We start from the raw sequence: 11,940 nt of genomic DNA on the forward strand, positions 1-11,940 counted from the left end.
CCTATGAAAATGCGACTGACCTTCCTCGCCGCCAGCCTGCTACTGGCGGCCTGCAGCAGCCCGGCGCCGCGCCTCGACAGCGGCGTACAGCCACCGAGCGCGTGGCAGTCCGCCGCCAGCCATGGCGCGCTGCAGAACAATCGGCAATGGTGGACGCAATTCGGCAGCCCCGAACTGGAGCGGCTGGTGGAACAGGCGCGGCTGGGCAGCTACGACCTCGCCGCCGCCGTGGCGCGGGTCAGACAAGCCGAGGCCAGCGCAACCATCGCCGGCGCCCCGCTGCTGCCCGAACTCAAGGCCGGGCTGAATGCCAACCGGCAGAAACTGATCCACGGCAAGGGCTACAGCCAATTGGATGTCAGCCCGGAGAATCGCTCGCTGGACTACTACGATGCCGAGCTCAGCGCCAGCTACGAAATCGATTTCTGGGGCGGTAAGCGAGCCGCCCGCGACAGTGCCGTGTTCGGCGTACAGGCCAGCGAATTCGACCGCGCCACCGTCGAGCTGACCTTGCTCAGCGGCGTCGCCAACAGTTACACCCAAGCCCTGGCCTTGCGTGAGCAGGCGCGCATTGCCGCACTCAATCTGGCCAATGCACAAAATGTGCTGCATCTGGTGCAGACCCGTTTCGACGCCGGCAGCGCCACCGCGCTGGAACTGGCCCAGCAGAAAAGCCTGGTGGCCGAACAACAGCGCCGCCTGCCGCTGGTGCAGCAGCAGGCCCGCGAAGCACAGATCAGCCTCGCCGCCCTGCTCGGCCGACCGGTACAAACGTTACCGTTGCCCACGCAATCCTTCGCCCAATTGCACTGGCCGGACATCGCCAGCGGCGTGCCGAGCGAATTGCTCAGCCGCCGCCCGGACATCGCCAGCGCCGAGGCCAAGCTCGCCGCAGCCCAGGCTGATGTCACTGTCGCCCGCGCCGCGATGCTGCCGAAAATCACCCTGACCGCCAGCCTCGGCAGCGGCGCTGATCTGGCCGCCGATTTGCTGCGCACGACGTTCTACAACCTCTCCTCGGGGCTGACCGCGCCGATCTTCAACAACGGCCGCCTCAGCGCCGAACGCGACAAGGCCAAGGCGCGGCAGGACGAATTGCTGGAGACCTATCGCGGGGCAATCATCAACGGCTTCGCCGACGTCGAAAAAGCCCTCAGCAGCATTCGTGGCCTCGACGAACAACGGCAATGGCAAAGCGAAGAACTGAACCAGGCACAAACCGCCTTCGACATCGCCCAAAGCCGCTACCAGGCCGGCGCCGAAGACCTGCTCACCGTCCTGCAAACCCAGCGCACGCTGTATGCCGCGCAAGACCTCAACGTGCAACTGCGCCTGGCGCGATTGCAGGCGAGCATTGCCTTGTACAAAGCGTTGGGGGGTGGCTGGGAGGTGATCTGAGGGCAACGCGTCGACTGAACTGACGCCTTCGCGAGCAGGCTCGCTCCCACAGGGAGCCTTGGTTGTGCCGAAAATTTCTGTCCAGACCGAATTTCATTTGTGGGAGCGAGCCTGCTCGCGAAGGGGTCCTGTCAGGCACTGATGCACCTGAATGACACACCGCATTCGCGAGCAGGCTCGCTCCCACAAGGGGATTGCGAACTATTCTGGATATGTGTGTGTTGAACCCTTCTAGAGCTGTCGGCCCTTGACCTTCAGGTGCCGCGCGTACCACGGTCGCTGCGGGACTTTGCGGAACAGTTCGGTCATGTTGTCTTCGTCGCCAAAAGTGATACGCAGCGCCAGCTTCATGGTCTCCGGGTCCAACTCCACGGATCGCCCAGCTTGCAGGCCGGGCACGGTGCTGCAGCCGTGGGTGTCGGGGCCGAGCCAGGGGTCGGCGACTTCCACCCAGCGTCCCGGTGCAAACCATGGCACGCCGTTGACTTCCAGACGGCTCACTTCGCCCGGATGAAAACGTTCATGGGCGCGGAACCAATCTTCCAGGCGATCATCGATCCAGCCATGAAAGCGCCAGAACACCGGGTTCACATGGGAGGAAAACGGATCACCGAGAAAGTCGTTTTCCGGCGCATACCAGCGCGCAGCGAAGTCCGCCTGATCGCGCGCCATCGGCACCGGAATGTCGTTGGACGGATCACGCGCCACCGAAGCCCAGCGCATGTGCAGCCAGTCGTGCAGGCCCAGTTCGACTTCCGAACCGAACTGGCCAAGGGTCAATTTCGACAAATAACGCGGATCACGGTACTGCGATTCCCAAACCAGAAAATTGCTCTGAAAAGTCTCCACCGCTTTGATGTCGCTGACCCATTTGGTGTACTCGTCATCGCCCTCGGCCAGCCAGGTCGGCGGCAGTGAGTTGCCGTCGTGGTTGTCGAAATAACGCGCGAAGCCTTGGCGGTCCCGTTCCAGCTCAGGCTGCGGCTGCGGGAACGCCGGCCAGGAAGGTAGATCCTGCATCGAGCGGGCGATGCCGAGCATGTGCCGATGCATAAAGAAAAAGTCCACGCCCGAGCCATTGCGATCCTTGCTCGGCCCACGGGCGTCGCGTTCCTTGTCACGTGGCCCGGGCTGCCAGCCGATGCCGCGCAGCGCTTCGCGTTTTTTCTCCGAGAGCTTGTGCCACTTGTCGCGGGTGGCGTGCCAGAGTTGGTGGAACAACCGATGCTCGGGCGCCACCAGCCAGGCCAACAGTTGCGGATTAAGCCCGGTGCGTTCACGGGCCTCGGGAAAACGCCGCTTGATAGCGATGAACTGATTGTCCAGCTCGGGCAACGCCAACGGCCGGTCCAGACGCAGCACTTGCCCGGTGAACGTGGCGCTGCCGGCATTGCCGAACGCAGCCCAGACTTCATCCAGTTTGACTTTGAATTCATACACCGGTGGCGCCAGCGGCGCATCGGTGCGCAGCAGGCGCCAATACATCTCGGCGCCGTTGCCCGGTGCCAGATCGCCAATCACTTGATAACGCACAGGCCCTTCGGCACGCAGATTCGCTCCGGTGTCGAGATAACCACGCAAGCCGCGCCCACGATGGGCAATGTCGAGAAACAGCTCCAGGCCTTGCGCCGGCAGACCATCAAGCCCCGCCGCCGCACCGGTAAAGCGAATGTCCCAGACCCCACGCAAATTGTCCGCCAGCTGTTGCCCGGCGGTGTCCGCCAGATCGACCGTGGCCTCGCCCGGGGTGACCGGAAACTCCTCGCGAGTCAGTTCACGATGTGCATAAAAAGCGGCAGGCAGCGCGGCGCCCGTGAGTGCCATGCCCGCCATGAACCAGCGTCGAGAGATCGTCATTGCCCTACCTGTGTCAGCCATGAAGCAGGCTTTATCCAAGCTAGAACGTTTGCTCGACGGGGAAATTTACGCCGTCGGCAAAACATCGCTGGGCCGCTGCCGGGCATTTGTAACGCCCGCCTAAATTAGCCACCCGGCCACTCGTTCTTCCCAGATAGCAAAGGCCCCTGCGCCTGTACCTCGACGGCGAACCTGAATGAGATGGCAATGACAAAACCGCGTTGGAAAAAGGCTCTATTCATCGGCCTGCCGCTGGCCCTGGCGATCAGTGCCGGCGCAGGATTTCTGGCCTGGGATCACTGGAACAATCCCGGCTACCCGGTGAAGGTGATGAAACAGGCGAGCGAGTTGCAGGATCGCCTGCTGTCGTTCGACAGCCACATCACCGTGCCGCTGAGTTTCGGCAGCCACGACCACGAAGCCGACAAGGATGGCTCGGGCCAATTCGACCTGGTCAAGGCCAATCGCGGGCGCTTGTCCGGCGCGGCGCTGACGGTGTTTGGCTGGCCGGAAATGTGGAACGGCCCGAATGCCCCGCACCGTCCGACCGAGGGCTTTGTCGAAGAGGCGCGCAACCAGCAGGAAGTGCGCTACAAGATCATTTCCGGGATCGTCCGCGACTTCCCCAATCAGGCCGGCATCGCCTACACGCCAGATGATTTCCGCCGCCTGCACGGCGAGGGCAAGTTTGCGATCTTCATCAGCATGCTCAACGCCTACCCGCTGGGCGATGATCTGAGCAAGCTCGACCTGTGGGCCGGGCGCGGCATGCGCATGTTCGGCTTCAGTTACATCGGCAACAACAGCTGGGCCGACTCGTCGCGGCCGCTGCCGTTTTTCAATGATTCGCCCGATGCCCTCGATGGTCTGTCGGACATCGGCAAACAAGCAGTGCAGCGCTTGAACGATCTGGGCGTGATCATCGATGTTTCGCAGATGTCGACCAAGGCACTCGAGCAAGTCGCCGAACTGAGCCGCACACCGCTGGTGGCCTCGCACTCGGCGCCAAGGGCGGCAGTGGATATTCCGCGCAACCTCAGCGACAAAGAGCTGCAACTGATCAAGAACAGTGGCGGCGTGGTGCAGGTCGTCGCCTTCTCGCAGTATCTGAAACCGTTGACCCAGGGCACGCAGGACAAACTCAATGCGCTGCGTGCGCGCTTCGATCTGCCGCCACTGCCCAACCTCGCCATGGCACTGATGCCGGGCGATCCGATCATCACCGCCTGGTCGGAACAGAAGCTCGGCCAGTACGCCAGCGGCCTCTACGCGATCCTCGAAGAAGAACCGAAAGCCACTCTCAAGGACTTCGGCGACGCCATCGATTACACAGTGCGCAAGATCGGTATCGACCACGTCGGCATTGCTTCGGATTTCAACGATGGCGGCGGCATCAAGGGCTGGGAAAACGTCGGCGAGATCCGCAACGTCACCGCCGAACTGCTGCAGCGCGGCTACTCCGAAGCGGACATTGCCAAGCTCTGGGGCGGCAACTTCATGCGCGTCTGGGATCAGGTGCAAAAAGCCGCGAAACCGGCGCTGGCGGCACGCCAGGAGGTGGCGCGACCATGACCGATCGTCGCACTTTCCTGAAGCAGGCCGGCCTGCTCGCCGCCGCCCTGCCCCTGGGCGCCAGCCTGAGTGCACCGGCGGCCATCGCTGCCGCGCCGACTGCGTCGCGAGACAAATGGGCGCAGTTGCGTCAAATGTTCGATCAGGATCCTCAGGCGATTCACTTCGCCAATTTCCTCGTCACCTCGCACCCCAAACCGGTGCGCGAAGCGATCGAACGCCATCGCGCGGCGCTGGATCTGAATCCGGGTCTGGCGATGGATTGGGATCTGGGCGTCACCGAGAAGCGCGAAGAAAACGTGCGCCACTGGGCCGGCCAGTATCTGCAAGCCAAACCGGCGCAGATCGCGCTGACTGGCAGCACCACCGAAGGCCTGGCGATGATCTACGGCAGCGTGCAGGTGCGTGCGGATCAGGAAATTCTCACCACGGTTCACGAGCATTATTCAACGCGCAACATCCTCGATTTCCGCAGCCGGCGTGACGGCACGCGCGTGCGCAAACTCACCCTGTTCGAAAACCCGCAGAGCATTTCTCTGGATCAGGTGCTCGACACGATCAATCGCAGCATCCGCCCCGAGACCCGCGTGCTGGGCATGACCTGGGTGCATTCGGGCAGCGGTGTGAAGCTGCCGATCAGCGAAATCTCGCGGCTGGTCGATGAGCACAACCGTCAGCGCGACGACCAGGATCGGCTGATCTACGTGGTCGATGGCGTGCACGGTTTCGGCGTCGACGACCTGAGTTTCCCGCAGATGAACTGCGATTTTTTCATCGCAGGCACGCACAAGTGGATGTTCGGCCCGCGCGGCACCGGCATCGTCTGCAGCCGCACCGAAGAACTGAAATACGTCAGCCCCAGCGTGCCGACCTTCTCCGAGGCCACTGCCTTCTCGACCATCATGACCCCGGGCGGCTACCACGCTTTCGAGCATCGCTGGGCGCTGGACGAAGCCTTCAAGTTGCACCTGCAACTGGGCAAGGCCGAGGTGCAGACGCGCATTCATCAGCTCAACAGTTACCTCAAGCAACGCTTGCAGGAGCACCGCAACATCGAGTTGGTGACCCCGCTCGACTCGCAGTTCTCCGCCGGATTCACCTTCTTCCGGATCAAGGGCCAGGACAGCGATGAAGTGGCGGCCTGGCTGATGCAAAACCGGGTGATCTGCGACGCGGTCAGCCGCGACGTCGGGCCAGTAATTCGCACCGCGCCGGGCTTGCTCAACAGCGAAGCCGAAGTGGATCGCTTCATGGACATCCTCGGCAAAAAGCTGCGCGCCTGATCCTCGATTGCCGTTTTCCTTTCAAAGAGACGACCCATGAAAAAGCCTCACGCGTCAATCCTCTCCAAAGCCCTGCCCGCACTGGCGCTAAGCGCCCTCTGCACTGCGCTGTTGCCCGGCAGCGCGCTGGCGGCGACCGCACCCGCTGCGGGCAAGGTGTTCAAGGATTGCAAGGACTGCCCGGAAATGGTCGTGCTGCCGACTGGCAGCTACACCATGGGCACGCCGGACGATGAAGTCGGCCGGCAGCCCGACGAAGGCCCGCTGCACACGGTGACGTTCAGCAAACCATTCGCTATCAGCCGCTCGCAGGTGCTGGTGGGCGAATGGGACGCCTACGTGCGCGAGACCGGCAACAAGCCCTACGACTTCGATGATCGCCCGGGCCGTCGTTGCACCGCCGGCAAGCCGGAATTCAAACAGACGCCCCGCGATCCGGCAGTGTGCATGAACGTCGCCGAAGCCCAGGGCTACATCGACTGGCTGTCGAAAAAGACCGGCCACGCCTATCGCCTGCAAAGCGAATCGATCCGCGAATACGCCGCCCGTGGCGGCAGCGCCGGGCCTTTCCCCTTCCCGTTCGATGAGGGCAAGGATTACCAGATTTCCAAGCACGCCAACACCTACGGCGCGGCCGACGGCTACAACTTCACCTCGCCCGCCGGCACCTTCCCGGCCAACGCGTTTGGTGTGTTCGACGCTCACGGCAACGTCTACGAATGGACCGCCGATTGCTATCACCCGGACTACTCCGGCGTGCCCGCCGACGGTCGCCCATGGACCCAGGAAAACTGCGAACGCCAGGTCATGCGCGGCAACGATTGGGGCGAAGCGCCGATCTTCTCGCGCTCGGGCAACCGCAACAGCAGCTGGCCGACCAGCAAGGGCGACTGGCTGGGCTTTCGCGTAGTACGCGACTTCTGACACTGCCCTCGACGAGCGCAGCCACGCCTGCGCTCGGTTAAAGAAACTCCGCGACCATTCGTTTTCCTTAAGTACCGGCACTCCCTCCGCATCGAAGCAGGAATCCTCCATGACCAAGCCTACGCGTGGGGCGATCAACGAATTGTTCGCCCTGCTCAAGCCCTTCCGCCTGATCGTCTCGGCGTCCATCGTGCTCGGCATGCTCGGCGGCCTGAGCGTCACCGTGCTGCTGGCGACCATCAACAACGCCCTGCATTCCGATGACGGCCTGACCCGCACCGTAGTGATGATCTTCGCCGGCCTCTGTGCTCTGGCCCTGCTGACCACGATTCTGTCGGACATCGGCACCAACTACGTCGGCCAGCACATCATCGCCAAACTGCGCAAAGAGCTGGGGGAGAAAGTCCTGTCGGCGCCGATCGACCAGATCGAACGCTATCGCAGCCATCGCCTGATTCCGGTGCTGACCCACGACGTCGACACCATCAGCGACTTCGCCTTCGCCTTCGCGCCGCTGGCGATTTCCATGACCGTGACCCTTGGTTGTCTCGGCTATCTGGCCATGCTGTCGTGGCCGATGTTCCTGATGATGCTGGTGGCCATCGCCATCGGCACCACCATCCAGGCGATTGCGCGGGCCAAGGGCATGCGCGGTTTCTACGCCGCCCGCGACTCCGAAGACGAACTGCAAAAGCATTACAACGCGATCGCCGAAGGCGCCAAGGAACTGCGCATTCACCGGCCGCGCCGCCAGCGCATGTTCGTCGCCGGCATTCAGAAAACCGCCGAGAAAATCTGCGACACCCAGATCAAATCGATCAACACCTTCGTCATCGCCAAGTCGTTTGGCTCAATGCTGTTCTTCGTGGTCATCGGCATGGCCCTGGCCCTGCAATCGCTGTGGCCGAGTGCCGATAAAGCGGTGATGAGCGGTTTCGTTCTGGTGCTGCTGTACATGAAGGGGCCGCTGGAACACCTGATCAGCACCCTGCCGATCATCAGCCGCGCACAGATTGCCTTCCGCCGCATCGCCGAGCTGAGTGAACAGTTCTCTTCACCGGAACCGCACCTGTTGCTGCAGGATCAGGGCAGCAAGCCGGCCGCCGTCAACAGCCTGGAACTGCGCAACGTGCGCTACGCCTTCCCTCCCGTGGAAGGCAGCGAACCGTTCCGCCTCGGGCCGGTGAACCTGCGTATCGAACAGGGCGACATCGTGTTCATCGTCGGTGAGAACGGCTGCGGCAAAACCACGCTGATCAAATTGCTCCTGGGCCTGTACGCGCCGACCGAGGGCGAAATTCGCGTTAACGACAAGCCGATCACTGCGGCCAACCGCGATGATTACCGGCAGAACTTCACGACGATCTTCGCCGACTACTATCTGTTCGATGACCTGATCCAGGGCGATCGTGAAGTGCCGCAGGATGCCACCCGCTACCTCGAACGTCTGGAGATCGCGCACAAGGTCAGCGTGCGCGACGGCGCGTTCAGCACCACCGACCTGTCCACCGGCCAACGCAAGCGCCTGGCACTGGTCAACGCCTGGCTCGAAGAGCGCCCGGTGCTGGTGTTCGATGAATGGGCGGCGGATCAGGACCCGACCTTCCGGCGAATCTTCTATACCGAGCTGCTGCCCGACCTCAAGCGCCTGGGCAAAACCATCATCGTGATTTCCCACGACGACCGTTACTTCGACGTCGCCGATCAACTGGTGCGCATGGAGGCCGGCAGGGTCAGAAGCGAACTGCAAACCGCTTGATCGAGGCAGCCGCGACCGGGCCGGAGAAAAAACTTTTCCGGTTTGCCGCGGCTTCCTCGTCTTAATGAGATGAATAAGAACCATTAACAACTATACCTGCCAAGGTCTTAACCTCATGTCCGCATCCCGTTTCATGCTTCGCCCTCTGACTCGAGCCCTGCTGATGCACGGCGCGACCCGCACACGCCTGGCCGGTAGCGGCCTGGGTCTGGCACTGACCCTTGCAGCAGCGCCGTATGTCCAGGCCCAGGAATGGACCCTGAACATCCCGGCCCAACCGCTGGCCCAGGCCCTGCAGACCCTCGGTCAGCAGACCAGCCTGCAAATCATCTACAGCCCGGAAAGCCTGCAAGGCCTGCGCTCCAGCGCCCTCAACGGCCGCTATCAGGATGACGAGTCGCTCAAGGCCATGCTCAGCGGCACCGGCATTCGCTATCAGCGTGACGGCAACACCGTCACCGTGCTCGGCCCGGCCACCAGCGGCAGCGCGATGGAACTGGCGCCTACCAACGTCAACGCCAACCGCCTCGGCGCCACCACCGAAGGCAGCAACTCGTACACCACCGGCGGTGTGACCATCGGCAAGGGCGTGCACTCGCTCAAGGAAACGCCGCAGTCGGTCACGGTGATGACCCGCAAGATGCTCGATGACCAGAACCTCAACACCATCGAACAGGTGATGGAGAAGACCCCGGGCATCACCGTTTACGACTCGCCAATGGGCGGCAAGTATTTCTACTCGCGCGGTTTCCGCATGACCGGCCAGTACCAGTACGACGGCGTACCGCTGGACATCGGCAGCAGCTACGTGCAGGCGGACAGCTTCAACAGTGACATGGCCATTTACGACCGCGTGGAAATCCTCCGCGGCGCGGCGGGCATGATGAAGGGCGCGGGCGGCACCGCCGGCGGCGTCAACTTCGTGCGCAAGCGCGGCCAGGACACCCCGCACACACAGCTGTCGCTGTCGGCCGGGACCTGGGACAACTATCGCGGCCAGGTCGACACCGGCGGCCCGCTGAACGACGCCGGCACCGTGCGTGGCCGCGCCGTGGTGACGCAGCAGACCCGTCAGTATTTCTACGATGTCGCTGAACGCCGCGACCAGATCTACTACGGCGCCCTGGACTTCGACCTCAGCCCCGACACCACCCTCGGTCTGGGCATGGCCTATGAAGACGTCGACGCCACCCCGTGCTGGGGCGGCCTGCCGCGCTACGCCGACGGCTCCGACCTGCACCTGAAACGCTCCACCTGCCTGAACACCTCGTGGAACAACCAGCGCAGCAAACGCGCCACCTACTTCGCCGACGTCAAGCACCAGTTCAACGACGATTGGTCGCTGAAAGTTGCCGGTGTCTACTCGCGCAACACCCAGGACATGGAATATTCCTTCCCGAGCGGCGCGGTGCCGGTCGGCGCCACTGCCACCAACACGCTGATGCTCGGCAGTACCTATGACTACGATCAGCGCGACTACGGTTTCGATGCCTACGTCGACGGCAAATTCGACGCCTTCGGCCAGCAGCACGAACTGATCGTCGGCGCCAACGCCAGCCGTTCGCACAAGGACGACTTCTACGCGGTGGCAGCATTGCCGCAGCGTCAGAACGTGTTCAACCCGAACCACAACATCCCGCAGCCGGATGAAAGCTACTACCTGGCCAACGCCTCCCGTGGCGGCCCGGTGGACATGCACATCAAGCAATACGGCGCTTACTCGATCGCCCGTCTGAAACTCGCCGACCCGATGACCCTGGTACTCGGCAGCCGGGTCAGCTGGTACAAATCCGACACCGATTCGGTGCAGTACTTCCGTGGCGAAGGCACCGAGGTCAACACCCAGTCCACCGAAACCGGCCAGGTCACGCCGTTCGCCGGCCTGCTCTACGACCTCAACGACAACCTGACCGCCTACGCCAGCTACACCGATATCTTCACCCCGCAAGGCTCGTACAAAACCATCGATGGCAGCACGCTCAAGCCCTTGATTGGCCAGAGCTACGAATTGGGCATCAAGGGTGAGTGGTACGACGGTCGCTTGAACACCACGTTCAACCTGTTCCGCACCATCCAGAAAGACGCGGCCCAGGATGACCTGCGGTGCGAAGACAGCTCCTGCCAGATCAACTCCGGCAAGGTCCGCGCCCAAGGCTTTGAAGCTGAAGTCAGCGGTGAAGTAATCGACCGCCTGCAATTGCTGGCCGGTTATACCTACACCCAGACCAAGGTGCTGGAAGATGCCGACGCCACTCAGGATGGCGCGGTCTACAACTCCTACGTGCCGCGTCACCTGTTGCGCGTCTGGGGTGATTACGCCCTGAGCGGGCCGCTGGACCGTGTGACCATTGGTGCGGGTGTCAATGCACAGACAGGCACCTACCGCGTTTCGCCTCTGGGCGGGGACAATGTCAATGGCGCGGGTTATGCGGTCTGGAACGGTCGCATCGGTTATCGGATTGATGACACCTGGTCGGTGGCGTTGAACGGCAACAACCTGTTCGACAAGCGTTATTACGCGACCATTGGTACCGAGGGGTTCGGTAACTTCTATGGGGATCCGCGCAATTTTGTGATGTCGGTGAAGGCTGATTTCTGATTTTTTGATTTGAGCTGTGAGAGAGCCCCGCATTGTGAGATGTGGGGCTTTTTTGTTTTTTGGGATTGAGGCATATCCATTGCTGCGGGTGTTGCCGCTGGCGGTTTCGCTCTTACAGCGAGTCCCTTTTTCAAACGCCAAAAAGGAACCAAAAGGCTTTGCCCCGGCGTACGGCCCGCTCGCTTGGGCTCGGGGTACCTTCGTTACGGAACCGATCCTGGCGCAGCGTCTACGGTTTGCTTCGCTGCACCTCCAATCGCTGTGTACGACTGCGTCGTACGGTCGCTGCGCTCCCACGCCCGGATCGATCCCGTAACGAAGCCTGCCGAAGGGGCAAAAGATCAAGAGCCGGATCAAAAGCCAAAGCCAGATCAAAAGATCGCAGCCTTCGGCGGCTCCTACAGTTGGATCGCGTGAATTCGATAGGAATTGGTTGCCTCGCAGATCGCCATCGCGAGCAGGCTCGCTCCCACAAAAGCAAAAGCAAAAAGCCAAGCAGCGCAGCTGCCCGCGGCGAAGCCGCCCCACTCAACAATGAGCGCAAGCTC

7 protein-coding genes are annotated in these 11,940 nt (G+C 62.3%); 6 read left to right on the forward strand and 1 reads right to left on the reverse strand.

Features of this window, described 5'->3' with window-relative positions; translation table 11 throughout:
- The first annotated feature begins 3 nt into the window (after window positions 1-3).
- Window positions 4-1,398 carry an efflux transporter outer membrane subunit gene (locus D6877_RS17855; RefSeq protein ID WP_130911620.1) on the forward strand — a complete coding sequence of 465 codons (1,395 nt, stop codon included), beginning with the start codon at window positions 4-6 and terminating at the stop codon, window positions 1,396-1,398.
- Window positions 1,399-1,629: 231 nt separating this feature from the next.
- On the opposite strand, the gene D6877_RS17860 is transcribed toward D6877_RS17855, so the two are convergent.
- Window positions 1,630-3,255 carry a PvdJ/PvdD/PvdP-like protein gene (locus tag D6877_RS17860; protein ID WP_130911621.1) on the reverse strand — a complete coding sequence of 542 codons (1,626 nt, stop codon included), beginning with the start codon at window positions 3,253-3,255 and terminating at the stop codon, window positions 1,630-1,632.
- Window positions 3,256-3,462: 207 nt separating this feature from the next.
- On the opposite strand from D6877_RS17860, the gene pvdM reads away from it, so the two are divergent.
- From pvdM to D6877_RS17885, 5 genes are all read left to right on the forward strand, one after another.
- The gene (gene pvdM / locus D6877_RS17865) at window positions 3,463-4,827 is read left to right on the forward strand and encodes a pyoverdine-tailoring dipeptidase-like protein PvdM (RefSeq protein ID WP_130911622.1); all 1,365 of its coding nucleotides are present in this window, start codon (window positions 3,463-3,465) and stop codon (window positions 4,825-4,827) included.
- The gene (locus D6877_RS17870; RefSeq protein WP_130911623.1) at window positions 4,824-6,110 is read left to right on the forward strand and encodes an aminotransferase class V-fold PLP-dependent enzyme; all 1,287 of its coding nucleotides are present in this window, start codon (window positions 4,824-4,826) and stop codon (window positions 6,108-6,110) included. The genes pvdM and D6877_RS17870 overlap by 4 nt, the downstream gene beginning before the upstream one ends.
- Window positions 6,111-6,146: 36 nt before the next feature.
- A complete protein-coding gene (locus tag D6877_RS17875) occupies window positions 6,147-7,034 on the forward strand; it encodes a formylglycine-generating enzyme family protein (RefSeq protein WP_130911624.1) in 888 nt (295 codons plus the stop codon).
- 109 nt (window positions 7,035-7,143) lie between these two features.
- The gene (locus D6877_RS17880; RefSeq protein WP_130911625.1) at window positions 7,144-8,793 is read left to right on the forward strand and encodes a cyclic peptide export ABC transporter; all 1,650 of its coding nucleotides are present in this window, start codon (window positions 7,144-7,146) and stop codon (window positions 8,791-8,793) included.
- A 115-nt stretch (window positions 8,794-8,908) separates the two neighbouring features.
- A complete protein-coding gene (locus D6877_RS17885; RefSeq protein ID WP_178083706.1) occupies window positions 8,909-11,392 on the forward strand; it encodes a TonB-dependent receptor in 2,484 nt (827 codons plus the stop codon).
- The last annotated feature ends 548 nt before the right edge of the window (window positions 11,393-11,940 follow it).

The sequence above is a fragment of the Pseudomonas sp. Sample_9 genome, from assembly GCF_004307535.1.
In the GTDB taxonomy this organism is placed as follows: domain Bacteria; phylum Pseudomonadota; class Gammaproteobacteria; order Pseudomonadales; family Pseudomonadaceae; genus Aquipseudomonas; species Aquipseudomonas mercuritolerans.

What these genes read in the sequence shown, in the direction of transcription:
- D6877_RS17855 (WP_130911620.1), top strand. Translation starts at nt 4, where the DNA reads ATGAAAATGCGACTGACCTTCCTCGCCGCCAGCCTGCTACTGGCGGCC.
- D6877_RS17860 (WP_130911621.1), bottom strand. Translation starts at nt 3,255, where the DNA reads ATGACGATCTCTCGACGCTGGTTCATGGCGGGCATGGCACTCACGGGC.
- pvdM (WP_130911622.1), top strand. Translation starts at nt 3,463, where the DNA reads ATGACAAAACCGCGTTGGAAAAAGGCTCTATTCATCGGCCTGCCGCTG.
- D6877_RS17870 (WP_130911623.1), top strand. Translation starts at nt 4,824, where the DNA reads ATGACCGATCGTCGCACTTTCCTGAAGCAGGCCGGCCTGCTCGCCGCC.
- D6877_RS17875 (WP_130911624.1), top strand. Translation starts at nt 6,147, where the DNA reads ATGAAAAAGCCTCACGCGTCAATCCTCTCCAAAGCCCTGCCCGCACTG.
- D6877_RS17880 (WP_130911625.1), top strand. Translation starts at nt 7,144, where the DNA reads ATGACCAAGCCTACGCGTGGGGCGATCAACGAATTGTTCGCCCTGCTC.
- D6877_RS17885 (WP_178083706.1), top strand. Translation starts at nt 8,909, where the DNA reads ATGTCCGCATCCCGTTTCATGCTTCGCCCTCTGACTCGAGCCCTGCTG.